At 62.9% G+C, this 26,556-nt stretch carries 21 protein-coding genes; 11 read left to right on the top strand and 10 right to left on the bottom strand.

Going from position 1 to position 26,556, the window contains the following annotated elements:
• Window positions 1-161: 161 nt before the first annotated feature.
• From AOP73_RS08580 to AOP73_RS08570, 3 genes are all read right to left on the bottom strand, one after another.
• On the bottom strand, window positions 162-398 hold the full coding sequence (locus AOP73_RS08580) for a hypothetical protein (RefSeq protein WP_152650614.1): 237 nt from the start codon (window positions 396-398) through the stop codon (window positions 162-164).
• Complete coding sequence (gene ilvD, locus AOP73_RS08575) at window positions 388-2,085, bottom strand: dihydroxy-acid dehydratase (RefSeq protein WP_061965031.1); 1,698 nt, start codon at window positions 2,083-2,085, stop codon at window positions 388-390. The genes AOP73_RS08580 and ilvD overlap by 11 nt, the downstream gene beginning before the upstream one ends.
• A 209-nt stretch (window positions 2,086-2,294) precedes the next feature.
• The gene (locus AOP73_RS08570) at window positions 2,295-4,397 is read right to left on the bottom strand and encodes a cellulase family glycosylhydrolase (protein ID WP_084626749.1); all 2,103 of its coding nucleotides are present in this window, start codon (window positions 4,395-4,397) and stop codon (window positions 2,295-2,297) included.
• Between the two features lie 159 nt (window positions 4,398-4,556).
• Here AOP73_RS08570 and AOP73_RS08565 point away from each other — a divergent pair, with 159 nt between their 5' ends.
• The 3 genes from AOP73_RS08565 to AOP73_RS08555 all read left to right on the top strand — a co-directional run bounded on the left by AOP73_RS08565 (window position 4,557) and on the right by AOP73_RS08555 (window position 7,314).
• Window positions 4,557-5,324 (top strand): MerR family transcriptional regulator, encoded by a 768-nt coding sequence (locus AOP73_RS08565; RefSeq protein ID WP_061965027.1) that lies wholly within the window; start codon window positions 4,557-4,559, stop codon window positions 5,322-5,324.
• A 211-nt stretch (window positions 5,325-5,535) separates the two neighbouring features.
• Window positions 5,536-6,903, top strand: a complete 1,368-nt coding sequence (locus tag AOP73_RS08560) for a cryptochrome/photolyase family protein (RefSeq protein ID WP_236683563.1) — start codon at window positions 5,536-5,538, stop codon at window positions 6,901-6,903.
• Between the two features lie 39 nt (window positions 6,904-6,942).
• Window positions 6,943-7,314 (top strand): DUF1801 domain-containing protein, encoded by a 372-nt coding sequence (locus AOP73_RS08555; protein ID WP_061965025.1) that lies wholly within the window; start codon window positions 6,943-6,945, stop codon window positions 7,312-7,314.
• Between the two features lie 9 nt (window positions 7,315-7,323).
• Here AOP73_RS08555 and AOP73_RS08550 read toward each other — a convergent pair whose 3' ends face one another.
• Window positions 7,324-8,277: a 2-hydroxyacid dehydrogenase gene (locus AOP73_RS08550; RefSeq protein ID WP_061965023.1), complete on the bottom strand. Its 954-nt coding sequence runs from the start codon at window positions 8,275-8,277 to the stop codon at window positions 7,324-7,326.
• A 196-nt stretch (window positions 8,278-8,473) separates the two neighbouring features.
• Here AOP73_RS08550 and AOP73_RS08545 point away from each other — a divergent pair, with 196 nt between their 5' ends.
• Window positions 8,474-9,643 (top strand): ATP-binding protein, encoded by a 1,170-nt coding sequence (locus AOP73_RS08545; RefSeq protein ID WP_061965021.1) that lies wholly within the window; start codon window positions 8,474-8,476, stop codon window positions 9,641-9,643.
• Window positions 9,644-9,686: 43 nt separating this feature from the next.
• Here the strand turns inward: AOP73_RS08545 and AOP73_RS08540 are convergent, their stop codons facing one another.
• From AOP73_RS08540 to AOP73_RS08520, 5 genes are read right to left on the bottom strand one after another with little or no spacing between them, the layout of a single operon-like run.
• Window positions 9,687-10,544, bottom strand: a complete 858-nt coding sequence (locus AOP73_RS08540) for an SDR family NAD(P)-dependent oxidoreductase (protein WP_236683562.1) — start codon at window positions 10,542-10,544, stop codon at window positions 9,687-9,689.
• Window positions 10,541-12,877, bottom strand: coding sequence for a beta-xylosidase/alpha-l-arabinosidase (locus tag AOP73_RS08535; RefSeq protein ID WP_061965017.1), 2,337 nt, complete (start codon window positions 12,875-12,877; stop codon window positions 10,541-10,543). Before AOP73_RS08535 ends, AOP73_RS08540 begins: the two co-directional genes overlap by 4 nt.
• 44 nt (window positions 12,878-12,921) lie before the next feature.
• Window positions 12,922-13,836 carry a carbohydrate ABC transporter permease gene (locus AOP73_RS08530; RefSeq protein ID WP_084626748.1) on the bottom strand — a complete coding sequence of 305 codons (915 nt, stop codon included), beginning with the start codon at window positions 13,834-13,836 and terminating at the stop codon, window positions 12,922-12,924.
• On the bottom strand, window positions 13,836-14,729 hold the full coding sequence (locus tag AOP73_RS08525) for a carbohydrate ABC transporter permease (RefSeq protein WP_061965013.1): 894 nt from the start codon (window positions 14,727-14,729) through the stop codon (window positions 13,836-13,838). Before AOP73_RS08525 ends, AOP73_RS08530 begins: the two co-directional genes overlap by 1 nt.
• Window positions 14,729-16,081, bottom strand: a complete 1,353-nt coding sequence (locus AOP73_RS08520; RefSeq protein WP_061965011.1) for an extracellular solute-binding protein — start codon at window positions 16,079-16,081, stop codon at window positions 14,729-14,731. Before AOP73_RS08520 ends, AOP73_RS08525 begins: the two co-directional genes overlap by 1 nt.
• A gap of 190 nt (window positions 16,082-16,271) precedes the next feature.
• Between AOP73_RS08520 and AOP73_RS08515 the strand changes: the two genes are divergently transcribed.
• Complete coding sequence (locus tag AOP73_RS08515) at window positions 16,272-17,297, top strand: LacI family DNA-binding transcriptional regulator (protein WP_061965009.1); 1,026 nt, start codon at window positions 16,272-16,274, stop codon at window positions 17,295-17,297.
• 10 nt (window positions 17,298-17,307) lie between these two features.
• On the opposite strand, the gene AOP73_RS08510 is transcribed toward AOP73_RS08515, so the two are convergent.
• Entirely contained in the window at window positions 17,308-18,345 is a 1,038-nt protein-coding gene (locus tag AOP73_RS08510; protein WP_061965007.1) for a LacI family DNA-binding transcriptional regulator, read from the bottom strand.
• 118 nt (window positions 18,346-18,463) lie between these two features.
• Between AOP73_RS08510 and AOP73_RS08505 the strand changes: the two genes are divergently transcribed.
• The 6 genes from AOP73_RS08505 to AOP73_RS08480 are packed head-to-tail and all read left to right on the top strand — an operon-like array spanning window position 18,464 to window position 26,402.
• Window positions 18,464-19,828, top strand: coding sequence for an ABC transporter substrate-binding protein (locus AOP73_RS08505; protein WP_061965005.1), 1,365 nt, complete (start codon window positions 18,464-18,466; stop codon window positions 19,826-19,828).
• Between the two features lie 41 nt (window positions 19,829-19,869).
• Complete coding sequence (locus AOP73_RS08500) at window positions 19,870-20,922, top strand: carbohydrate ABC transporter permease (protein ID WP_061965003.1); 1,053 nt, start codon at window positions 19,870-19,872, stop codon at window positions 20,920-20,922.
• A 5-nt stretch (window positions 20,923-20,927) separates the two neighbouring features.
• Window positions 20,928-21,821: a carbohydrate ABC transporter permease gene (locus AOP73_RS08495; protein ID WP_061965001.1), complete on the top strand. Its 894-nt coding sequence runs from the start codon at window positions 20,928-20,930 to the stop codon at window positions 21,819-21,821.
• A gap of 2 nt (window positions 21,822-21,823) precedes the next feature.
• Window positions 21,824-24,094: a beta-xylosidase/alpha-l-arabinosidase gene (locus AOP73_RS08490; RefSeq protein WP_061964998.1), complete on the top strand. Its 2,271-nt coding sequence runs from the start codon at window positions 21,824-21,826 to the stop codon at window positions 24,092-24,094.
• An 8-nt stretch (window positions 24,095-24,102) separates the two neighbouring features.
• Window positions 24,103-25,395: an endo-1,4-beta-xylanase gene (locus AOP73_RS08485; protein WP_061964996.1), complete on the top strand. Its 1,293-nt coding sequence runs from the start codon at window positions 24,103-24,105 to the stop codon at window positions 25,393-25,395.
• Window positions 25,392-26,402, top strand: a complete 1,011-nt coding sequence (locus AOP73_RS08480) for a LacI family DNA-binding transcriptional regulator (RefSeq protein WP_061964994.1) — start codon at window positions 25,392-25,394, stop codon at window positions 26,400-26,402. Before AOP73_RS08485 ends, AOP73_RS08480 begins: the two co-directional genes overlap by 4 nt.
• Window positions 26,403-26,556: the final 154 nt, after the last annotated feature.

Raw genomic sequence — 26,556 nt, 5'->3', positions numbered from 1 at the left:
ACAGGTCGGAAATCTCACATCGTGGCTCACCGTCTTAAAATATGAGACAGCGCCAGTGATCACTCGCTGAGCCCGCCTCGCAGCTCTTCCCCCAGATTGCCCCAACGCAACCTGGTGGCCGCTAAGGGTGCCGTCAACAACCCTCATGTTGCATTCGGGCCCTACGGCGTGGCAGGGGCAGGCGCCCGCGGTGTGGGCGTCGCAAACCCGGGCCCGCCGTCGATGCTGGTCGCGCCGGCAATGGCAAAGCCGATGCCCACCACCACGATGACCAGGATGAAAGGCACCACAATGAGCGCCCAGCGCGGGATACCCGTGATGGACGCGTGCGGGCTGGCGAGTTCCGGAGCCGCGTCTCGCTGCTCCGGCCCCACACCATCAGGCTGGCTAGTAGCCAACCACTGCCCCGGTCGAGGCCGAACCCACGAGCTTCGCGTACTTGGCGAGAACGCCGCGCGTGTACTTGGGCGCGGGCGGCTCGAAGCCCACCTTGCGCGCCTCGAGTTCCGCCTCGTCGACATGCAGGTCGAGCGTCTTGTTCGCGACGTCGAGCGTAATCTTGTCGCCGTCCTTGATGAATGCGATGGGACCGGCGTCAACGGCCTCGGGGGCAACGTGGCCGACGCACAGTCCGGTGGTGCCTCCGGAGAAGCGGCCATCGGTCAGCAGCAGCACGTCCTTGCCGAGTCCCGCACCCTTGATGGCAGCCGTGATGGCCAGCATTTCGCGCATGCCAGGTCCACCCTTGGGACCCTCGTAGCGAATGACAACCACGTCACCAGCGACGATCTCTCCGGCGGTGAGGGCGTCCAGAGCCTTGCGCTCGCCATCAAAGACATGCGCGGTGCCCTCGAACACATCCGTGTCGAATCCTGCCGACTTCACCACGGCGCCCTCGGGAGCCAACGAGCCGTGCAGGATGGTGATGCCGCCCGACTTGTGAATGGGGTTGTTCAGCGCCCGCACCACGCGCCCGTCGATCTTGTTGGGCTTGAGGTCTTCCATGTTCTCGGCCATCGTCTTGCCGGTCACGGTCATCACGTCGCCGTTCATCATGCCGGCCTCGAGCAGCGTGTTCATGACGGCGGGGACTCCGCCCACGCGATCCACGTCGTTCATCACGAATTGACCGAAGGGCTTGAGGTCGCCCAGGTGCGGGACCTGGTCGGCGATGCGGGAGAAGTCAGCGAGCGTAAGGTCCACGTCAGCCTCCTTCGCGATGGCCAGCAAGTGAAGAACAGCATTGGTCGAGCCACCGAAGGCCATGACCACTGCGATCGCGTTCTCGAAGGCGGGCTTGGTCATGATGTCCCGCGCTGTGATGCCCTGGCGCAGCATAGTGACTACTGCCTCACCAGACTTGTGCGCGTACATGTCGCGTCGACGGTCGGGGCTGGGCGGCGACGCGGAGCCAGGGATCGACATTCCGAGCGCCTCTCCTACGGAGGCCATGGTGTTGGCGGTGAACATTCCGCCACACGCACCCTCGCCGGGGCAAATCGCCTTCTCGATGGCGAGGCGGTCGGCCTCGGACATCAGTCCCGCGGCGCACGCGCCCACGGCCTCGAACGCGTCAATAACGGTGACGTCCTTGCTGGTGCCGTCTTCAAGCGTCACGTTGCCGGGCATGATCGATCCGGCGTACAGGAACACGGAGGCGAGGTCGAGTCGCGCCGCTGCCATCAGCATGCCGGGCAGCGACTTGTCGCAGCCGGCAAGGAGCACCGAGCCGTCGAGGCGCTCGGCCTGCATCACCACCTCGACGGAGTCCGCGATGATGTCGCGCGAGACCAGCGAGTAGTGCATGCCCTCGTGGCCCATGGAGATGCCGTCGGACACCGAGATGGTGCCGAATTCGAGCGGGTAGCCGCCGCCAGCGTGAACGCCCTGCTTGGACGCCTGCGCGAGGCGCTGGAGCGACAAGTTGCAGGGAGTGATCTCGTTCCACGAACTCGCAATACCGATCTGCGGCTTGGCGAAGTCGTCGTCACCCATTCCTACTGCGCGGAGCATTCCTCGCGAGGCGGTGGCTTCAATGCCATCCGTGACCTGACGCGAGCGGGGCTTGATATCGAATTCAGTCATGCCCCAGAGTTTAGGACTTCCGCCGATGCCACGGGCAACGAACGCGCTGAGGCCGGCCGATGCATCGGCCGGCTTGAGCGGAAAACACTCCTAGCGCGCGAGGTTTACATTGACGCTACGTCAACTTTGTTGCCACGCCGACGTGCCACAGGAGCGGGGAGAGCAGAGAGAGCCCTCCCCCGCCCCTGCGGGTCACCAGCGCGTTGCTTCTAGTTGGCCTTGAGGTTGTCGTACGTGTGTACGCCCGCCTGCATTCCCATGCCGATGGCGTGAACATCGTTCAACCCGTCGGCACACGACCCGGTGAACGCGGATAGGTCCACGGTCACCTCGCGCGGCGTGTTCCAGGTGCCTGAGATCGGAGCCACCTGGCACCATTCCCAGCCAGCTCCCACCTTGAACGCGAATTCGGGGTTCACTCCCGAATCAGTGCCCACAAAGTCGATGGTCACCGAGTCCTTATCGCTCAGGTCGAGCGCCGCGGGCAGCGTGTTCAGGCACCAGGCCCAGTCACCAGTGTCATTGGTGAAGACACCCTGACCGTTGACCGATGCGACCGATCCGGTTCCATCACAAGACCAGCCCTCGGCATCGGCGTCAAAGTCATCGATGACTACCGAGGCATTCGGGTCCGGCAGCACCGTCACCGTGAGGTTCGCAGTGTTGGACGTGCGGTACCAGTTGTCGCGCACCGTGTAGGGAACCACGACCTTGCCCGAATAGTCAGCGTCGGGAACCACCGTCACGACGCCCCGTGAATCCACCGACGCAGTGCCACCGGCGACCGCCACCGAACGTTGCACACCTCGCTTAGACGCGTCGAGGTCGACCGTGCTGGACTGAATCTTGGCCGAGTACGAAATGTCGTTGGCAACTAGGTTGACCGTGGCAGACTCGCCGAACTGAACCGTCACGGCATCGTGGTCGGCCACCGGTGCGAATGTTCCGAAGCCGTAATGCGCGAGCTGCTTTCCGTAGTTTCCGATGGTGGTGCAGACGGGGCCTGGGCAATAGACGGTAAAGCCGTCGTAGTCGGGGTACAGACTCCCGTCATCGCGCTCGTCACTCAGAATCCAGTAGAGAGAGCCTGCGCCCTTCGTCTTCAAGGACGCATCGAGCCACTCCTTGTAGACAGTGTTGCGCGTGGACTTGTCCGTCCACCCAAACTCTCCCATCAGTGCAGGCTTCTTGATCTGCTTCGCGATGGTGTTGTGGTCCTTGATCCACTGCGTGCCCCACGCGGCATCCTTGTCCCATGAGTCGGGGTAGAGATGAAAGGACAGGTAGTCGATTGAGTCGACCTGGGCGAACGCCTTCGAGTCCACTCCGTCCGTGCCGTCGTAGGCCCAGTCGTCGGTCCCGGACTGATCAAGGAATCCTTCGTCGCCGGTAGCGACGAGGTGGTTGGAGTCGATCGACTTGATGTAGCTCGACATCTCCGTCACCCACGGCAGTAGCGTGTCCGCGCTGCAGCTAGGGTCGCGCGGGAAGTTGCCGTTACCCCACGAGCCGTCGGCTGGTCCACCATCGCCGATGCATCGCGGCTCGTTCGCGAGCTCCCACGCCATGATCGCGGGCTCATCCTTGTACGCCACGCCCGTGTAGGTGTTGACGCGGTGAAGCAGGTGATCGACCCAGTCCTTGTACCACTGACGGGTCTGCGGATCCGTGTAGAAATCGGAGTGATAGTCATTGCCGGCCCACGCGTTGTACTGATCGATTCCACCAAATGCAGTCCAGTTATTGGACAGCGGCAGCACCAGCCTTAGCCCCTCCTCCTTGGCCTTCGCCACCACGTAGTCAAGCTTCTCGAGTCCGTTGGCGCCATCGTTGTACGCAGGCGCGCCCGCGGCATCGTCCCAGTACTCGAAGTAGACGCCCTTATCTGAATCCGTCACCGTGGGCTTATCACCCCCACCGGGCGAGCCAACCGCGAAGAATCCCCACACGCGCATCGTGTTGAAGTCAGAATCGGCCGCCTTCTCAAACAGCGCATCGGTCATCGCCTCCGATTCGTACATCGGGTAATAGTTGTTTGAACCGACCACCCCGTACGGCTTGCCTCCGAGCGTGAAGCTGTTCTTGCGCGTGTCGACAAACTGATCCTCGAGCGGAGCTTTGTCCTTGCGGTTGTTCCACCAGTCCTTCACCGATGCCCACCCGTGGGCTCCGTCTCGCCAATCCGAGGCATGGCTCGCGTCGTTGCCGAGTCCTATACCGGCGCTTGGCTGTGCCGCCGCCGGTATCGCAATACTCGCGAGCGCGACGCCCGCAACTATAACGATTAAGTGCTTTGCTTGCAGTCGTCCCATTGGATTCCCCTTGCAGTGGTGTCGTCATTGACTCCCCGGTCACTTGGTCCGAGGTGTGGCCATACTAAATCGATTAAGTATCGTCGCGCAAGCGAATTGATCGACTGAGACCTCACTGATACTTGACATTGACGCAACGTCAACTTCTAGGCTGTCACCATGAGCACTCTAGAGGAGTCGGAACTCGATATCGCGGCAGTGTCCCGCATCAGCGGCGTCACCAGCCGCACGTTGCGCCACTACGACGCGATCGGCCTGCTGCCCCCGGCGCGGACCGGACACGACGGCCGGCGTCACTACGGGCAGGCCGAGCTCCTGCGCCTGCAACACATCCTGGTACTGCGCGAGCTCGGCACCCCCCTGCCCACCATCCAGAGCATCGTCGACACGGACGACGAAGCCACCACCATCGCACTGTTGCGCGAACACCGACGCGGGCTGGAGCGGGAACGCGACCGCTTCGCGACCCTCGCCGCCACCGTCGCCAACACCATCGAATCCCTAGAACAAGGAGTAGCCATGACGTCCGACGACATCCTCAATGGCTTTGACCACGACAAGTACGCCCCCGAGGCCCGCGAGCGCTGGGGCGCGCCTGTGGTCGACCGCGCCTACACACAGTGGCGCGACCTCGGCCCCGACGCGCAGAGTGCACACCTCGCTGAGCATGAGGCCATCTCCGAGGCGATCGCCGCCTTGGCGTCGTCCGGCGCGGACCCAGCCGGAGCATCGGCGCAGGAAATTGTGGGTCGCCACTTCGCGTGGGTGAGTCGGCTGTGGACGCCCAACGCGGAGTCGTACACGGGACTCGGCCAGATGTATGTGGACGATGAGCGCTTCCGCGCGAGCTACGACAAGTACGGCGCGGGCACCGCGGAGTTCCTGCGCGACGCGATGGCGGAGTACGCCAAGCAGCAGCTTGATTAACTCACCGGCGCTTCTCGTGCACATCTCCTGCGCCTCTACCCAGCCCGGTCTTGCCTAGCCCAGTCCTACCCGAGCCCCACCCCGTCCCGTCCCGTCGTGAAGGACGATCTCGTTATCGCCCTTCGGGACGGGATTTTCGCGCGCTCAGGAAGGACGATGCGCGGAGCCCCCTTCACGACGGGACGCGCGCGGGAACAGGTTGGACTTCCCCGTGGTTTCCAAGGCCATGACCGCCGATGCCGCTACTCGTTCCGCCCCCGCCCCCGCATCGGCCGTGTGGTGGGTACGGCGCGACGCTCGCCTGTACGACAACCCCGCCCTACTTCACGCACAAGCGGCTGGCCCCGTCGCCGCCGTGTTCGCGTGGGTGCCCGCACTGCATTTTTGGTCGGGGCGCCGCGTCGCTCATCTGGCACGCGTGCTCTGGAGCCTCAACCAGGACATCGGCGGCACCTTGGGGGTTCGCAAGGCTACCGCGGCCGATGCCGTCCTGGCCACCGCGCGCGAGCACGACGCCCGTACGGTGTGGGCCGCGCGAGAGTTCTCTCCCGCCGGCGTCGCGGAACAAGATCAGGTGCGTGAGGCGCTGCAGGCCGACGGACGCGAACTCCGATTCGCAGGGTCGCCTTACGCCGTAGACCCCGGCATCGTCACGAAGGGCGACGGCACCGAGTACAAGGTCTTTACCCCGTTTCGAAACGCGTGGCGCGATCACGGCTGGGACGCGCCTCACCCCAAGGCGGATCCCGGCGCCTTCGTCACCACGGCATCGGACGTGAGCCTGGACCTGTACGCGGCCCATGGCGACAGCACCGACTTAGTCTCGCCGCAGCGAGAGTTCCGTGAGGAACGGGTACTCGCCGACGCGCGGCACTTTGCCGAGGCCCGCCTGGATGACTACGACTCCACGCGCGACCTCCCCGCCGCCAACGGAACCTCGAGTCTGTCGGTTCCACTCGCCTATGGCCAGATCCATCCCCGCACCATTCTGGACTGGACCGCCCGGGACGCCACGGCATCGGCGCGCGTCTACGAGTCCGAAATTGCCTGGCGTGAGTTCCATGCGGACGTGCTGTGGCACTACCCCGCAGCACGCCGCGAGTCCCTCAAGCCAGTCCTCGCGGACGACGCCTGGAACACAGGCAAGGAGGCCGATGCCGCGTTCGTCGCGTGGCGCGAGGGACTCACCGGCTATCCGCTGGTCGACGCGGGCATGCGGGAGCTGAGGGCGACAGGCACCATGCACAACCGCGTGCGCATGGTCGTCGCCAGTTTCCTCGTCAAGGACCTGCACCTGCCATGGCAGCGAGGAGCCGACTACTTTCGACGCGCACTGCTGGACTACGACCATGCGCAGAACCAACTGAACTGGCAATGGGTCGCGGGCACCGGGCGGGACGCCTCGCCGTTCTTCCGGGTATTCAACCCGACCACTCAATTGGAGAAGTTCGATCCGGACCACCAGTACGTCCGGCGCTGGATCCCGGACCTCGACACCCCCGCCTACCCCGAGCCCATAGTCGACCACGCCGTCGAGCGGCTCGCGACGCTCGACACGCTGAAGGCTTCGCGAGAATAAGCCAAGAAAATTGCAACACGTGAGCGTATGGTGTGACGTATGTCACATGAAAGCGTCGATGCGTGGATGGCCGCCTACGACAATCCGATGAAGGAAGTCGTCCAGCGAATCCGTCACATGATCCTCGCGGCTGATGACCGCATCACCGAGGACATTAAGTGGCAGGCCCCTACCTTCATGTACGAGGGCAATCTCGCTAGCTTCTACCCCAAGTCCATGAACTACGCGACGCTCATGTTCCACCAGGGCGCACTCATCCCCGGAAACTTCCCCCACTTGCAGGGCCAAGGAACGGAGGCACGTGCCATGAAGATTGTCTCGATTGCCGAAGCCGAGGAGCGGCGCGACGAACTTGAGGAGATCATCCGCGCGTGGATCGCCCTGCGCGAGGAGTCGCTCACTAACCACTAGCGAGCCCGCCTAGTAGGTTGTGGACCCCGTCATCACGAGGTTGATCGGCTCGGTGCCCGCGCGAAGGGCGTTGATCTGGGCCCGAACCATGTCCGTATAGCGCCTGTTGGTCAGTTCCGTATTGCCAGCGACGTGCGGGGCGACGATCACGTTCGGCGCGGACCACAGGGGGTGCCCCTCGGGCAGCGGCTCCGGATCGGTGACGTCGAGCGCCGCGCGAATGCGGCCAGTCTCGAGCGCAACGACGAGGGCATCCGTGTCCACGCAGGCTCCCCGACCCACGTTGACCAGCAAGGCGTTGTCGGGCATCGCGGCGAGGAACTCGGCGTTCACGAGGTGGTGCGTCGCGTCATTGTGTGGCGTGACGAGAAAAACGAGCTCTGCAGTGGGCAAGACCGAGATCACATCTGCGATCGCGTGCACCGTGGTGCCGTCTTCCGCAGTGCGCGCCCTGGTGGCCACGCCTTCCACGTCCACCTCCATCGCCCGCAGGCGCGAACCAATCGCGGCGCCGATGCTGCCATACCCCACCACCAGCGCCTTGCGGTCCGCGAGCGAGGGGTCCACCTTGAACGGCAGCCACTCGCCTCGCTGCTGGGCGTTGACAATCTCGACCATGCGGCGCTGGCTCGCGAGCGCCAGGGTGATCGCGAACTCCGCCGTTCGAGTGTCGTGCACTCCCCTGGCGTTCGCGAGCGACACGCCTGCAGGAACAAAGGGGGCTGCATGCTCGTAGCCCGCCGATGCAATCTGAATCAGCGAGACCTTGGAGCACTGGGCGATCCGCGAATAGAGCGTGCGCCCGCCCTTGAAGTGTGGGACGCACACGACGTTAATGGCGTCGCGTTCAGCAGGCTCTACGTCGTCGACACTTGGGTCCCACACCACCACCCGAGCGTCGGGGCCAACGTCCCCCAGGGCATCGGCAATGGCTGGGTACGGGACGGAGACGGTGATCATCATGCCAGTTTTGCACACGTCACCTGGCCGCTCGGCCCGCTCCGCGGACGCATACATTTCGCTTCTGCGCTTACATCTGAACCCAAAAGCCCTCGCTTTTGCATCCAGATGTAAGCGCAGGAGCGTGGTGGTTGAGCGCAACCAGCACTCCCTGGCCCTCCCTATGCGAATGTCAGCATAGTTACGTACAGTGTGAGCCATGCACGCGAACACCAATCCTTTTAACCCCGGAGCGGGGAACCCACCCTTCGCCCTCGTGGGCCGCGATGACGAGCTCGCCGCCTGCACCGCCGCCGTGGAACGCCTGTCCCTGGGACGCGGTGCCCGCGGCATCGTCGCCTACGGCCTGCGTGGCACCGGCAAAACCGTTCTGCTGGGCCAATTCACGTCGATCGCCGCCTCGCACGGCTGGATGGCGCTGCGAATTGAGTCGGATCCCAGTTCCTCCAGCCCATTCATCGAACGACTCGCAGACCGCCTGTCGATCCAGTTGCGCATGCTGGTCAAGCCGTCCATGTCCGAGCGGGCACACGCCGCCCTGGGCGCCTTCACGTCGTTCCGCATCGCAATCGGCCTCGACGAGGTCTCCTTTGGGGTGGAGATCGACCCCCGCTACACGCGCCCCTACACCGGCAAAGTCACGCTAGACCTACCCGACCTGCTGGTGACCATCGCCCAAGCACAGGTGGAGAATCGGGCCGGCATCATGGTTGCCGTCGACGAGATGCAGGACCTCACCCGCGAGGAACTCAACGCACTGCTGCGCGCGGTCCAGGACGCGAATCTCGAGAACCTGCCGCTACTGGTGTGCGGCGCGGGTCTTCCCTCACTGCCGCGCATCCTCGGCACCGCCCGCTCGTACGCCGAGCGCATGTTCGACTACCGCAGTCTGGGCCCGCTGGACGCCGCCGCGACGCGACGCGCGCTGGTCGAGCCCGTGGAAAGCCTGGGTGAGGGTTGGGCCCCGGACGCGTTGGACATCCTCGAGCCCATCGCCGCAGGCTACCCCTACTTTATTCAGGTCTTCGGCAAGGCCGCCTGGGACGTCGCCGCTTATTCGCCCATCGATGCGGACGATGCCGTGGTCGCCAAGTCCATCGGCTTCGACGAGTTGGATCAGGGCTTCTTCCTGGCCCGATGGGACCGCGCGACCTCTGCCGAGCAGCGCTACCTCACCGCGATGGCGGAGGACGGCGACGGCCCGTCGCAGGCACGCGTTGTCGCCGAGCGCCTTGGCAAGACTCAGGAGTCCATCAGCGCTATACGCGGCCGGCTGATCGGCAAGGGAATCGTCTTCTCGCCCAAGCGAGGGCAGATCGCATTCACGGTGCCCGGCATGGCGACCTTCATCCGTCGGGTGGTGGAATGAACGACCGGGGCGAGTTGCAGTTCGGCACCGCTCAGTTGGGGCGCTAACGACCCTCGGCCGCAACGGACAGATCCGCCCAGTTCTCCCACTCAGCCAGGCGCTTCTCATAGACGGGCGGAACCAGCCGTGCGGGTGTCGCACCAAAGAACACGCGCAACGGAGGCTCATCGGCGTCCACAATCTCGCAGAGAGCTGCCCCAAATCCAAGAGGCGATGGCACGCCATCCGGGTGTGCTGCCACCCAGTTCTCACTGAGCCGTTCACGCACCTGGGCGTAGTGCGGCAGTTCCAGAGCACTGACGGACGATGCCGCGCCCCAGTCGGTGTCGAACCCGCCGGGTTCCACTATGGTCACCTTGATGCCGAGGCACGCCACCTCGCTGGCTAGCGATTCGGTTAGCCCCTCGAGCGCCCACTTAGATGCGTGATACCCGCCTATGGTGGGGAACGCGATCACGCCACCCATTGTCGAGATCTGCACAATGTGGCCGGCTCTACGTTCCCGCATTAGCGGGATGGCGGCCTGGGTGAGATTGAACGCACCGAAAAAATTAGTCTCCATTTGTTCACGCAACTGCCGCTCCGTGATTTCCTCAACGGCACCAAAGAGTCCATAACCGGCGTTGTTGACCAGCACATCGATGCGCCCACACCATTTCGATGCGGTGGCTACTACTTCACGGCACCGCGCACCATCGCGAACGTCCAATTCGAATGGCACGACGAGGTTGCCGAACCGCTCCACCAAGCCATCCAAGGTGGACGTGTCACGCGCGGTCGCGCATACGGTGTCGCCCCGCTCGAGCGCCGCGAGGGCGAATTGCCGTCCGAATCCCCTCGAAGTACCAGTGATAAGCCACACCTTGTGCCCCGGCGACGGGGGCACATGTTCCGGAGTCAACGCGCGACCTCAACCAGTGTCATGCGCGCGTCACTCAGGCTCACGTGGTGCACGTCACCCACAATCACAATGCTCTTTTCAGTGTCACGCGTCTCGCAGTCCGACCCCACCCATAGGTCGACCTTTCCGGGCTCGACGATGCGCACTAGGTCTCGGTCGGAGAAGGCGAGGCGCGTCGTTGGCACGACGAACGTCACGTCGGCTCTCTCGCCAGCCGCCAGGTCCACTCGGGCGTAGCCGAGCAACTGCGCGACTGGTCTCGTGACCGATCCCACCACATCGTGACCGTAGAGCTGCACGATGTCGCTGCCGTCGCGCTCACCCGTATTGGTCACGGTCACCGTGGCGACGATCGCCCCATCGGAGGCCACTTCACCGGAGGCGACCCTCAGGTTACGGTGCCGGAAATCTGTGTAGGTTAGGCCAAATCCGAATGGTCGCGCGGGTGCCGTGTCGAGGTTGCTGGTGCCGTTCTGCCCCCCAAGCGGCGGTCGCAGGTAACTGTACGGCTGGGCACCCACGGACCTGGGCAAGCTCACCGGCAAGCGACCAGAGGGGTTGATGCGCCCGGACAGGGCGCCCGCGATGGCAGCCGCCCCCTCCTCGCCGGGGAAGAATGCCTGCACGGCGGCCGCACAGCGATCGAGGGCCCAGTCCACCGCATACGGACGGCCGGTCACCATCACCAGCACAACGGGAGTGCCGGTCTCGAGCACCGCCTCGACCAACTGACGTTGAACGCCGGGAAGCTCAAGCGAGTCGCGGTCGCAACCCTCACCAACGGTGCCCCGCCCAAAGAGCCCCGCCTGGTCCCCAACGACCACGACTGCGACGTCGGCCCGCGTGGCTGCCGCCACAGCATCGGCGATGCCTGAGGTGTCCGCGTCGTCTACGGCACATCCGGGCTCATAGGCGACTACTGCATCGGCGCCCTGTTCGGAACGGATAGCACTGAGAACCGTGGGGACGTCAATCCCCTGTGCTGTGCCGGGGTGCTGAGACAACACGTGATTGATGAATGAGTAGCAACCGAACAGTGCGGGAGCGCGGTCGGCGTTCGGGCCCACCACAGCGATGGTGCTGCCGGCCGCGAGCGGCAGCGTGCCGTCGTTCGCGAGCAAGACAACCGACTCCTCCGCGAGTCGCGCAGCAATAGCTCGATGTTCTGCTGGGTCGAGATCGATGTCCGTAGGGGCATCCTCCTCAAAAGTCGCATCGAGCAGCCCGATGCTGGCCTTCTGCAGCAGCACGCGCTCCAGCGCGCGGTCCACGATGGCTATGTCCACGTCGCCGGCGTTGATCGCATCAACCATCGGCTGTCGCAGAGTTCGGCCGGTCGGTAACTCGATATCAATTCCAGCGGCGAGTGCCTGACGGCCCGCATCCGCAAAATCCTCCGCGACCCCGTGCAAGTCTCGCAGGAACTGGAACGCGAAATAGTCTGCGACGACGGTGCCCTCGAACCCCCATCGGTCGCGTAGGAGCCCCGTCAGCAACTTGGGGTCCGCGGCGACCGGGACGCCGTCGATCTCCGCGTACGAGTTCATAACGGACCGCACTCCTGCATCGAGCACTGCCATTTCGAACGGAATGAGCAGCACGTCCGCGATCTCGCGCGGACCGGCATGCACCGGCGCAAGATTGCGGCCCGCGCGAGAGTTGGAATAGCCCACGAAGTGCTTCAGCGTCGCAATGATTCCGGCGCCTTCAAGGCCCTTCACATAGGCCGAGCCGATGCTTCCCACCAGGTAAGGGTCTTCGCCGATGCACTCCTCTACACGGCCCCATCGTGCGTCCCTGATCACGTCGAGCACCGGGGAAAGACCCTGGTGAATACCTAACCTGACCATCGAGTCACCGATGGCAGCGGACATCTCTCCCACCAGATCCGGGTCAAACGAGGCTCCCCACGCGAGCGGAGTGGGGAAGGTGGTGGCTTTCCACGCAGCGAGCCCCGTGAGGCACTCCTCGTGCGAGAGCGCCGGAATGCCAAGCCTCGTGTTGGTCTTGAGCCAGCGTTGCGTCTCCATGAGTGCCTTGGCGCCCGCGGCGGGTTCAACCGGATGCGTTCCGAAGATGCGAGTGAGCTGACCGAGCCCATTCTTCGCGAATTCCTCGAAGGGCGGCACCTCCCCGAGCATCTCGTCCATCATGGGCGCGACCATCTCGCCGCTATCGCCAGAGGCACCAATCCACATGCCGTAGAGCTGTGCGAGCTTTTCCTCGACAGTCATGTCTGCCATCAGCGCTGCCACGCGTTCGCGTTGCGCCGAGGTGTATGTGTTGCCGGTTAGAGCATGCGCGGCACTGGGCCGTTCATCCACGTGAGTCATGGGAAGTCCTTAACTTGAAAAATGGCGTGAGAAGAATGACGGCGCTACTTGCTGAATCCGGCGGTGAGCCCGGACAGCAGTTGCTTGCGGCTAAAGAGGTACAGCACAAGCAACGGCACCAGTGACAGCGTCACCGCGGCGGTGAGCCCTGGGATATTGACTCCGAACTGTGTTTGGAAGTCCCAGAGACCCAGGGTCAGAACGCGAACGTCCTGGCTCTGCGTCAGCACCAACGGAAAGAGGAATCCGTTCCAGGCACCCAAGGCGAGATAGATCGTGACGGTGCTGATCGCGGGACGCGACAGCGGCAACACCAGCTGCCTAAAGGCGATCCATGGGGTCGCGCCGTCCAACTCCATCGACTCGTAGAGTTCGCCCGGGATATCCCGCAAGCTGCCAACCAACACGAGAATCGCGAGCGGGAGACCAAAGGCCGCCGCCGGCAGAATGATCGCCCACAACGTGTCGTACAGGTGCAGCTCGTTGATAATCAGATACAGCGGAATGATCACAGCCTGTGCTGGGATGGCGAGCCCGAGGAGCATGAAGTAGAAGAATCGACGAAGTAGCCGACTCTTGGACCGCACGATCGCATACGCCGCGAACAACGCGAACACCACGGAGATCACAACGGCGCCCACGGTCACAATGACGTTGTTGGCGAAGTAACGCATGAATTGCCCGGTAAGCACGTCGACGTAGTTCTGGAATGTGATGGGCCATGGCAATGCGAGAGGCCCGTCGACGATGTACCCCGACTGCTGCCGGAGAGATGTCACGGCGAGGAAGTAGAGGGGGAACGCAACGATGATGGTCCACACCGCCACTAGCGAGCCGGAGATCCACGCAGGTCGGTTCCGCTTTTTGTTGGCTCGCGCCTTGCCCATGCCATTCGAGGACGGGTGCCGAACGTTTGACACGGGCTCTCGGGGTCCGCTTGCAGTTGTGTCTATTGTCATTACAACCCCTCCCGCTGGCTTTCCATCTTTGCGAAGCCCGTCATGCGGGTGAGCACCACGGACAAGGTCGTACCAAGGACCAGCAGAATCACGGCGAGGACCGACGCATAGCCAAAGTCGAATGCCCGGAACCCTTGTTTGTACATATGAAGCGGCAGCGTGGTGGTCGCCGTGCCTGGGCCGCCGTCGGTCAGAATTAACACGAGGTCGAAGTACGTCAGCGACCCGACAATCATCAACACGGACGATGTGACAATCGTGTGCTTGAGCTGCGGGATCGTGATCGCCCTGAACTGCTGCAAGTAACTCGCGCCGTCCAGCTGTGCGGCCTCGTAAAGCGATGCGGGGATCTGCCGGGTCGCACCTTGATAGAGCAGCGCGTGGAACGGCACAAACTGCCACGAACCGACAAAGACGAGGACCCAGAAAGCGAGTTTCGGGTCTCCGATGAAGTTGCCGTCGGTGACGCCGATCCAGGGTCCCACGATCGCCGCCATTCCAAAGTTTGGGTCCAGCAACATGCCCCACAGCACACCGATGCCTGCCGACGAGATCAGCAGCGGAATAAACAACACCGCACCGACAGTTGCTCGCGAGCGCCCTGGCCGTGCAAGCCAGACCCCCAGTGGAAGCGCGATGAGTGTCTGAATGAGCCAGCTAAAGGCCGTGAGCCCGAGCGTGACGCGGATAGATTCCATCAAGATGGGATCACTTCCGAGTCGCGCCCAGTTGTCGAGGCCAATCCAGGTAGGTGCCGTGAGTGCGTCCCATGAAGTGAACGACAGCCATACCACCACGATCATGGGAACGATCGCGAAAAAGGCAAAGAAGAGGAACGCCGGGACGGCCCAGACAAAACTGGGCCGCCCCTGTCCCGTGACCGGGCTGGACATTAGACCGCGTCCATCGCCTGTCCGAACTCCTCAGGCGTCATGTCGAGCAGGAACACCTTCTGGAGATTCGTGAGCATTGCCTCGGATGTAGCCGGGTCGAGCGCCTGGTCCCAGGACTGCGTAAATGCGGGTGCGTTGCCCACGAGGTTGTAAGTGAACTTGTTGAAGGGATCCGTCAGCTTGTCTTCGATTCCGGCGACAGCAGGCACCTGACCAATCTCCAGCAGGGCATCCACATAGGACTCACTGGTGAGGGTGTCGAGCAGGAACTCCTGCGCCACCTCTTGGTTAGGAGAGCTCTCCGTCACGGAGTAGTAGTTCGAAGGGTTGCCGACAATGTTGTTGGGGTCGCCGACGCCGCCACTGATGGAGACGAAGGGGCCCCACTCGAGGCTGCCTGAGTCGGCGAATTCCTCAAATCCGTTGCCCTTCAGTGCGCCGATGTGCCAGGCACCCATGAGGTCGTAGCCCACTTTTCCGGAAGCCATCAACGCGATGGTTCCTTGGTCGTCATAGCCCACTGAGGCGTAGTTGGTGCCGAAGGCACCGGCATTGACTAGGTCCTGAATCATGCTCAGAGACTCGATCACCGCGGGGTCAGTCCACGCTCCTTCATCCCCATTCACGATCGCCTGGAACTTCTCGGGGCCGCCTACGCGATCGAGCAGGTATTCGAGCCACATGAGCTCGGTCCATGCCTGATTTCCCGCAAGTGCGATCGGCTGCACGCCAGAGACCTTGAGCTTGGTGATCTGGGACAGCAGTTCGTCCCAGGTGGTTGCCATCGCGTCGATACCCGCCGCGGCCAGAACATCCTTATTGGCGTACATCACGACGGGGAGCACCCCCTGCATCGGCAGGCCGTAAACCTTGCCGTCTACCGTGCCCACGCCAAGCACCGACGGCAGGAACTGATCCCTGAAGTCGGGGTTTTCATCAAGCCATGAGGTCAGGTCCGCGACGTGGCCGGCATCCGAGTATTGCTTGAGGTTGCCACCTCCCCAGTTGTAGAAGATGTCCGGCTGGTTATCAGAGCCGATGCCGGTGCGCAGCTTCTCCTTGTAGGGGTCGTTGGCAAAGGTTTCGAGCTTGACGGTAGAACCGGTGGCATCGTTGAAGGTGGTGATCGCGTCCTCGTTGATGGCATTGACCGAAGCATCTTCGATGGCCCACACAAGCGCCGGGCCCGAGACCAAACCGGACTCTGAAGCGCCACCAGAGGATGTCGCCCCTGGCGCGTCGGAGCTGGCAGTGGCCTCCGGATCACTCGAACTGCACGCAGTAAGCGTGAGAGCGAGAGCCGTGATGGCGGCCGCGCCACCGAGCACTGACTTACGGAAGTTGATGTGCATAACTTTTCTCCTCATTGAGAGTTAACTTTCCAACATTTGCTTTCGACTAGCAGCGGCGCTACCCAGTACGTTGGTGCACCCCATACGCTACGGTTCGGTGTAGACACATCGCAAACTTTTCGGCAACATTGACCCTAAGTCGATGGCAAGTTTCCAATACACATGTAAAACTTTCGCGAAGGAGGGCACCATGCCTACAGGGGACACCCGCACCACGATCGCTGAGATTGCCGCCCTCGCCGGCGTTTCTGCGCCCACCGTTTCGAAGGTACTGAACGGCCGAGGAGGCATTGCCCCGGAAACACGGGACCGCATTCAGGAATTGCTCGCCCAGAATGGATACCGCCGCCGTGGCACTACCAAGCGTCAACCCGTGGGGCTCATCGATTTTGTCATTCGTGACATCGATTCGATCTGGGCGATGCCGCTCCTCAAAGGTGCGGAAGAGGAGGTAGCGCGTGCCGGCGTCAATTTGGTACTGATGTCGACTCACGGTAGGCGGGTAGGCAACAAACACTGGATCCAGCAACTCGCTAGCCGCCGCACCGATGCGGTGGTTCTGGTCGTCTCAGAACTACAGCCTGGTGCCGAAGAGGAACTCTCGCGGCTCAACACGCCCGTCGTCCTCGTAGACCCAGTCGGCAGCACCACCACTAACATCCCGGCAATCGCGGCCACCAACTGGGCGGGCGGCCTGGCCGCCACGGAACATCTCATAGAACTCGGCCACACCCGTATCGGAATGGTGACCGGGCCGGAGGATGTGATGTGCGCACGCGACCGACTAGATGGGTATCGTGCCGCGCTGACGAGAGCGGGCATAAATGTCGACCATGAGCTCGAGGTCTATGGTGACTTCCAACTCCCTAGCGGCGTCGCCGGTGCCGCAAAACTCCTCAGCCTCGCCCAGCCACCCACTGCAATCTTTGCGGGCTCCGACCTTCAGGCAGCGGGCATCTACGAGGAGGCGCAGCGACGCGGGATGAGCATTCCTCAGGATCTCTCTGTGGTCGGATTCGACGACGTTCTAGTGAGCGAGTGGATCACGCCGCGATTGACCACCGTGCGACAGCCCTTGGAACAGATGGCTCGCGAAGCCATCCGCACCGCAATGGCACTCGCTCACGACGACACCGCTCCACAGCCGCGAGTCGAACTCGCGACGTCACTCGTGGTGCGCAATTCGACGGCACCTCCGCGCACCCTCAGCGACTAGTGACCGGTTGCTATGAAGTGGTCGTCGGACTCGGCTCGGTGGCCGGATTCACAACGTCCGGAACTGGCCCGCAGGAATCACGGACAATCAGCTCCGTGTCCATACGCACGTGGGTCTCGCGGTCCACACCGGCCAAGATGTCGAGCAACATGCGCATCGCCTCGGCACCCATGGCCTGTAACGGCTGCCGCACGGTGGTCAACTGAGGCTGAGCGAGCGTCGCTTCGGGCACATCATCGAAACCCACGATGGAGACGTCGTCGGGCACCGACAACCCCAACTCCGCGGCGACGCGCATCGCACTCAAAGCCGTAATGTCATTGGCCGCGAAGATCGCGGTGGGACGCTCCGCCATAGTGAGGAGCTCGCGTGCCACCTCGAGAGCAATATCGGGGTCGTACCGCGCGTCACGCACGAGCGCGTTGTCGACAGCAACGCCAGCCTCGCGCATGGCCGCTCGGTAGCCACGCTCACGCTCGCGGGCCGAGTCGAGGTCTTCACGCCCGGCCATATGGGCGATGCGCGTGTGTCCGAGTGACAAGAGATACCGTGCGGCCGCCCGGCCACCCCCGAACCCATCCGAGTCCACGGTGGGAACCAACGTCGGTCCCCAATGCGGGTCAACCGCGACGATGGGGATAACGTTGCTTGCCTCGATCACCGTCGGGGTCACCACGACAGCTCCATCGATGAGCGTGCCGCCCATACGCGCCAGTGACCTCCGCTCCCAGCCATGTGTGTCATTTCCAGCGTGCGCGAGCAGCTCGAAGCCACTGCCCCCGGCGGCCGATGCGGCGCCCTTGAGCAGTTCCGCGGCGAATGGCTCGAATGAGGCCACGAGGATCCCGAGGACATTGGTCTTGGCGCTGCGAAGAGAGGTCGCACTGAGGTTGCCGACGTATCCGAGTTCATCGATCACGCGCTGCACGGTTTCGAAAGTTTCTTTCGACACGCCGTAGCGTCCGTTGACGACTTTCGAGACGGTTGCGACAGAAACGCCTGCTATTCGGGCTACATCGGACATCTTCGGCCGCGGTCGTGTTTCCATACCGACGATGCTACCTGCAATCTAACTAAAACGTTATCGATAACGATTGACACTTTCATGACGCCGGTGCAAGACTCGCCATGTTCGGCTAGGTCAACGACGACTGAAAGGACCCAACATGACGAACCTCCGTCGTGCGGGCGCACTCACCGCGCTCCTCGCATCCACCGCTTTGGTACTCACTGCTTGTAGCAGCGACCCAGAGCCTTCAACAGAGCCCACTAGCGGTGCCACTGGCGGCACTGAGAGCGAAGCTCCCAACGCAGAGCCCGTCACCCTCACCTGGTGGCACAACGGCGTCGCTGGCGACAACGGCGAGAACTCACTCGGTGACTACTGGGACAAGGTCGCTGCCGACTACACAGCAGAGCACCCCAACGTCACCATCAACATTGAGCAGATTCAGAACGAGGATCTCCAGAGGACTCGCATTCCCACCGCACTGCAGTCGGGCGATGCGCCCGATATCTTCCAGCAGTGGGGCGGCGGCGAGATGGCCGCCCAGGCAGACGCTGGCTACCTGATGGATCTCAGTGAATCCAACGCCGAGGACGTCACCAAGCTGGGTGGCGCCGTGGCGCCATGGCAGGTTGGCGACAAGACCTATGGCCTGCCCTTCCAGTTCGCCGTCGAGGGTGTGTGGTATCGCCCGTCCTTGTTCGAGCAGGCAGGGATTACCGCGGTGCCCACCACCATGGGTGAGCTTGACGATGCGGTTCAGAAGCTCAAGGACGCGGACATCATTCCCATCGCAGTGGGAGCAGGCGACAAGTGGCCCGCTGCGCACTGGTGGTACAACTTCGCGCTGCGCTCCTGCTCTCAGGAAGCGCTCAACGCCGGCACCGGAAGCTTTGACTTCTCGGATCCGTGCTGGGTGGACGCGGGCGAGCAGCTGCAGGCAATGATTGACACCGAGCCGTTCCAGGATCAGTTCACGTCGACCGTGGCGCAGACCGGCGCCACCTCGTCGGCCGGCCTGGTTGCCACTGGGAAGGCCGCTATGGAACTCATGGGCCAGTGGAACTACTTCGTTTACGAAGGTTTCACCGATGGCACCGATGAAGGCAAGGCCGCTCTGCACGAGGACCTCGACTGGTTCCCCATGCCAGCCACCACTGGCGGAGCGGGTGACCCTACCGCCGCGCTTGGTGGCGGCGATGGCTTCTCCTGCTATGTGGATGCTCCCCCGGAGTGCGCCGACTTCCTGTCCTACATTGTCAGCGACGACGTACAGGCGGGCTTTGCGGAGGCAGTCGGCGGCATGCCGGTTGCACCTGCTGCAGCATCTTCCATCGAATCCCCCGTGCTGTCGAAGCTGTCGTCGGTAGCCGGCGACGCAGGCTACGTGCAGCTCTGGCTGGACACGGCGTTTGGACCCAACGTGGGTGGCGCAATGAACGACGGCATCGTCGCGATGTTCGCCGGTCAGGGCTCCTCGCAGGACATCGTTGACGCGATGACTGCAGCAGCAGCCACCTCCTAAGTCCTCACACCGCCAACGAATACGAAAGCGAGGCTCCCCTAGTGACTGCACTGGAGGCCTCGGGTGTGGATCAGGGTTCCGCCGTCGACGCGAAGGCGTCGGCGGCGGGACCTCGTCCCATGACACCCGTCACCAATCACAAGCGCCGCGACACCATTCGCAAGTGGGGCGAAATCACCCTGTTCGTTGGACCGGCGCTGGTCCTGTTCCTCACCTTCGTCGTGTACCCCGTGGTCTCCGCGGCCAGGTATAGCTTTTACAAGTGGAACGGCGTCTCACAATTCTCCGACGCCCAGTACATCGGTTTCGAGAACTACGCTCGCGCCCTGTTCGGCGGGACCGACCCCGACCTCAAGCAGGCATTTACCACGCAATACTCCCAGCCGTTCTGGGACGCGCTCGGTCACAACTTTGCGATCATCGGCCTGTCGATGGTGGTGCAGCTTCCGCTCGCACTGCTCATTGCGCTCACTCTTAACCGCAAGTTCCCGGGACGCTCCTCGGTTCGCGTCATCATGTTCGCGCCCTACGTGCTGAGCGAAGTCATTGCTGGCGTCATGTGGCTCATCATCTTTGATCCCAATGGCATCGCAACCGACTTCATGCACTCCATCGGGCTCAATCCCCCTGCGGGCGGTTGGCTCGAGGATCAGACGTGGGCGTTCTGGGTCGTGTTCTTTGTTATTACCTGGAAGTACATCGGACTTGCGATCATCCTCTTCCTCGCGGGGCTATCCGGCGTGCCGGAGGACCTGCAGGAGGCAGCGTCGATCGACGGCGCTAGTTGGTGGCAGATCCAATGGCGCATCAACATTCCTTTGATCGGTCCCACCATCCGCATTTGGGCGTTCCTGTCGATTATCGGGTCCATTCAGCTCTTTGACATGGTGTGGGTCTTGAACCAGGGCGGCACCACGGGCCAATACTCGACCATCGCCACGTACATGATGCAGATCGGCTTCTTCCGCTCCGACTGGGGCTACGGCTCAGCCATTGCAGTGATCATGTTCTTCATCTCGTTTGTCATTGCCATCGCCTACATGCTCGTGGTGCTGCGCAACGACAACACCGACCGCGTCCGAAAGGCTCGGTAACCCTCATGAGCTCATCACAACCATCAGTCGTCGAACAGATGTCCGCCACTGCCCCTCCGATGCGCCCAGTCAGGAAGCGTAGTTTCGACAGGTCCGTGTACTTGTCGGTCGGCCTCGCGCTCGTAGGTGTTGCACTGACCCTCGGCCCCATCCTCTACCTGGTCCTGGGTGGCTTTAAGACTCAAGGTGACCTGGCGGAGAATCCCACTGGCTTCCCCGACCCGTTCCAGTGGCAGAACTACTGGAGCATCCTCTCGGCGCCACTGTTCTGGCGTCAATTGCTGAACTCCACCCTGGTGGCCCTCGCCACCACCTTGGGTGTTGTCCTTCTCGGCACCATGGCTGCGTACCCGCTAGCTCGCTACAAGTTTCGTGGACGCGAGTTCTTCTTCGTGATCTTCACCACGGGGCTCATGTTCCCCCTCACAGTGGCCGTGCTGCCGTTGTACCTGTTGCTGCGCGACATGGGAATTAGCGGTCTCGCCGGTCTCGTCATCCCTCAGATTGCGTTCGGCCTTCCGGTCACGATTATCATCTTGCGCCCCTTCTTGAAGGCCCTCCCGATGGAGCTCGAGGAAGCGGCATTCATGGACGGCGTCTCCCGCATCGGCTTCTTCTGGCGGATGCTGCTGCCCCTAGCCAAGCCGGGGATGGTGACTGTAGGGGTGCTGGCGTTCATCGGCTCATGGAATGCCTATCTGCTACCGCTCCTGCTGCTCACGGGTGATCCCACCGGCATGACCCTGCCACTCGGGGTTACCACCTTCCAGGGCCAGCACTCCTCGGCTACCACCATGATCATGGCTTACACGTCGCTGGCTATGGTTCCCGCACTAGTCTTCTTCCTCTTCATGGAGCGCCGCATCGTAGACGGCCTGACCGGCGCGGTGAAGGGCTGATCATGACCTCCACACAACATTCCACAGACATCGCAAGCATCGTCGCGTCGATGACACTCGAGGAAAAACTCGCTCAACTCGTGGGTTTCTGGCAGGACGAGGGAGGAGATGTCGTCGCCCCACTGCAGGGAGAGGTCGCGCATACCGGCGCGCTGGATCAGGCCGTGGCACTCGGGCTCGGCCACCTCACTCGCGTGTACGGCACATCTCCCGTCGATGCCGATGCTCGCGCACAATGGCTCTGGGAACAGCAACGCAAGCTCGTCACTGAGACGCGTCATGGCATCCCCGCAATTGTCCACGAGGAGTGCCTGACGGGACTCAGCGCATGGAAGGCGGCGACCTATCCCGCTCCGTTGTCGTGGGGAGCAAGCTTCAACCCGGACCTCGTCGCGGCGATGGGTGCACAGATTGGCGAATCGATGCGTTCGCTCGGCATTCATCAGGGCCTAGCCCCGGTGCTCGACGTCGTGCGCGATGCGCGCTGGGGTCGCGTCGAAGAGTGCATCAGCGAAGATCCCTTCCTTGTGGGAACCATCGGCACCGCGTACGTCCAGGGCGTTCAAAGCGAGGGCGTCCACGCTACGCTGAAGCACTTTGTGGGCTACTCGGCGTCGCAAGCGGGACGCAATTTCGCTCCCGTGCATGCGGGCCCCCGAGAGCTTGCCGACGTGCTGCTCATCCCGTTCGAGATGGCGGTCCTCGACGGCAAGGTGCGTTCCGTCATGCACTCGTACGCAGAGATCGACGGAGTTCCAGTGGCCGCCGACGAGACGCTGCTGACGGACCTCCTGCGCGGCACTTGGGGTTTCGATGGCGTGGTGGTGGCCGACTACTTTGGCGTCGCCTTTCTGCAGATCCTTCACCACGTGGCAGGCGACCTGGGTGAAGCTGCTGGACTGGCACTCAGGGCCGGAGTGGATGTTGAGTTACCCACCGGCAATGCCTACCTCGCGCCCCTCGCCGAGGCTGTGCGCGCCGGAACGGTGGACGAGGCACTCGTGGACCGAGCGGTATTGCGCATCCTCGCTCAGAAAGAGGAACTCGGCTTGTTGGGCGCAACCTTCGAGGATGCGCCGCCTGCCGGCGTTGACCTGGATTCACCGGAACACCGTCGGGTGGCCCGCACGCTCGCCGAACAGTCGATCGTGTTGGTGAGCAACGACGGTGCGCTGCCCTTCGCTCCAGACGAGGCCGTTCGAACGAAGATCGCGGTGGTGGGTCCCAACGCCGACCGTCCCAATGCACTGTTTGGCTGCTACTCCTTTGCCAATCATGTGCTCGCACAGCACCCCGGAACGCCTATGGGATTTGAGGCGCCCTCGGTGCGGGAGGCTATCGCTGCAGAATGGGACGCCGACGTGACCTATGCGCTCGGTTGTGACGTGGCTAGCGCCGATACCTCGGGATTCGAGGAGGCGGAACGCGTGACGCGCGACGCAGACATCGCCCTTGTGGTGGTGGGCGACAGTGCGGGCCTGTTCGGCCGAGCCACCTCCGGTGAGGGGTGCGACACCGACAGCCTCGAACTGCCCGGAGTGCAGCGTGAACTGGTCGAGCGACTACTAGCAACCGGCACCCCCGTGGTACTCGTCGCAGTCACAGGGCGCCCCTACGCGATCGCGTGGGCCATGGAACAGTGTGCCGCGGTTGTGCAGGCGTTCTTCCCCGGCGAGGAGGGGGCCAGCGCCATCGCTGGCGTCCTGTCTGGGCGCGTCAACCCCTCAGGTAAATTGCCGGTCTCCCTCCCCCGGTCCGCTGGCGCCCAGCCGTATTCCTACCTCCACCCCACGCTTGGCGGCGATGGTGAGGTCAGCAATCTCTCGACCACCCCTGCATCGGCGTTTGGAACGGGGCTGTCGTATACGACCTTCGCCCACACCAATCTGGAGGTCGACGCACAGATCCCCTGCGATGGAGCAATCGTTGCAAATGTGACCGTGACCAACACTGGCTCGCGCGCGGGCGCGGACGTGGTGCAGTTGTATGGACACGACCTGGTCGGCAGTGTGACCCGGCCGGTCGCCCAACTGATCGGGTTTGCCCGGGTCGAACTCGCGGCCGGAGAGTCGCGTCGCGTCGAACTGCGGGTTCCCACCACACGCCTCGCCTTCACCAACCGCGCCGGTGTGCGCGTCGTTGAGTCAGGCACCGTGGACCTCTGGGTGGGAGCGAGCGATTCACGTGACGCGGAAGCCCGGATCGAACTGACTGGCCCTGACTACCTGGTGACCGTCGCTTCCGAGCGCATGACTACTGTCACGGTCAACTAGGCGACGCGATGACAACAATTGCGGACAGTGTGCCCACCTCGCTTGATCACAGGCGCGGGCGCACTACCGTGACCGTCGTCGACGGCAGCGGAACCCTCATCCCCCACACCGACATCCTCCTGGAGCAGGTGCGCCACGCGTTCGGCTTCGGAAACATCGGCTTTGACCTGATTGATTTCGCCAACGAACACGCCACAACAACGGACGATGCTGTTGCCGGCTCAAGCGTCACTACATCCGACGACAACAACGCAGCTTTTGCGCAGGAGTGGCTTTCACTCTTTAACATGGCGACGCTGCCGTTCTATTGGGCGCGCTTTGAACCCACGCCCGGACATCCGGACACCGCGCGTCTGCTCGCGGCAGCGCGCTGGTTCAAGAGCCACGACGTGAGTGTCAAGGGGCATCCGCTGCTGTGGCACACGCTAGCCCCACGCTGGCTGATGGACGTGACTGAGACGCAGGCCGAATCGGCAATGCGAGCACGGATCAAACGAGAAGTAGAAGAATTCGCCGGTGTGATCGACCATTGGGACGCGATCAACGAATCTGTGATCCTGCCCAGATTCACCGCCGAGACCAATGCGGTGACCCGCCTCGCCCAGTCCCAGGGTCGGGTCGAAACAGTGCGCCTGGCTTTTGATACAGCACGTGCCGCCAACCCCCAAGCACGCCTTGTGCTCAACGACTTTGACCTCTCCCCCGAATACGAGCACGTGATCTCTGAATGCCTCGATGCGGGCATACAGATCGACGCCATTGGACTTCAAACTCATATGCACCAGGGGTACCGCGGTGAGGACGAGATCTGGGAGATCCTCGAGAGGTTTGCGAGATTCGGGTTGCCGCTACAGATGACGGAGACGTCGCTCGTGTCGGGAGACCTCATGCCGGCGCACATCGTTGATCTCAATGACTTCGCGCCCGCCGATTGGCCGTCAACGGCTCAAGGCGAGGCGCGGCAGGCAGCTGAGATCACGCGCCACTACCGGAATCTGTTCGCCCACCCCTCAGTCGAGTCCGTGACGTACTGGGGGCTCTCCGACGCAACCGCATGGCTTGGGGCGCCGTCGGGACTGCTGCGCACCAATGGCTCACGTAAACCAGCCTTCGACGCGATCCACGACTTGATCAAAAGCGAGTGGTGGCATCCAGCGGGCGTCCAACGAACGGACGAAGCTGGCCGCCTACGGGTGCAGGGTTTTGCCGGCACCTACCGCATGTCCCACCGTGGCGTTAGCGCGGACTTCGCCGTGGAGGCTGGCCACGAGAAACACTTGAGGGTGGTGCTCGGAGCATGAGTACTCGAGTGTCCATGGCGGAGATTGCGGAGTTGGCCGGAGTGTCTGTACCGACCGTGTCGAAAGTGCTTAACGGACGCGAAGGGGTCGCCTCAGATACTCGAGACCACGTGCGCCAACTGCTCGAGGAGCATCACTACATGCGCCGGGGAACTTCCAGCAAGCGACCCACGGGACTGATCGACTTTGTCATTCGCGATCTCGATCCAAACTGGGCCATGCCATTGGTGCAGGGCGCAGAGGATGAGGCAGCGCGGGCAGGCGTGAGCCTGGTCGTCACGTCTACCCACGGCCGTCGTATTGGCAACCGTCACTGGGTTCAGCACCTCGCGACACGGCGCACCGACGCGGTGGTGCTCACCGTCACCGAGTTCCAGGAAGGCATCGCCGAGGAACTGTCCAAACTCAACACCCCTGTGGTGCTCGTGGATCCGCTGGGAGGGACCGCCCCTGACGTACCGGCCGTGGCCGCGACGAACTACGAGGGCGGCTTTGCGGCAACCCAGCACCTCCTGCAACTGGGCCACCAACGTATTGGAATCATTACTGGCCCCACCCAGGTGTCATGCTCACGCGAGCGACTACAGGGGTACCGGGCAGCGCTATCGAAGGCCGGTGTACCCACGGATCCACGCCTAGAACACTGGGGAGACTTCCTCCCAGAGAGTGGCGAGTCCGCCACCCGCCGCATGCTCAGCATCCCGCAGCCGCCCACCGCGATCTTCGCGGGGTCCGACCAGTGTGCGGCTGGCGTGTACAAGGAGGCGAAACGCCATGGACTAGTGATCCCCGACGATCTCTCCGTCGTCGGGTTTGATGACGTGATGATCGCCAAGTGGCTACAGCCCGAACTGACCACTATTCGTCAGCCGCTCGAGGAGATGGCGCGCGAAGCAATACGGATGGCCATGCAGCTGGTCCACGGAAACCGCATCGCACACCCACGTCAACGCCTTGCCACTCAACTGGTCATGCGTGAATCCACAGGTCGACCCAAGCTGACCTAAACGGCGCCGTACGGCCAGAGGACTGAGTACAACGCCTGGCCCGAACTCAATGTGCCATGAAAAACTATGACGAGCGGCATCTCTCAATCAACGCTTTGAGGGAGAAAACTCACAGTGGACGCAATGACGATATCGACCTTCGGAATACCTCCGG

It is taken from the genome of Demequina aurantiaca (genome assembly GCF_000975135.1).
Lineage (GTDB): Bacteria > Actinomycetota > Actinomycetes > Actinomycetales > Demequinaceae > Demequina > Demequina aurantiaca.
Note: the sequence above shows the minus strand (reverse complement) of the source record. Positions and strands in the feature narration are given on the sequence as shown.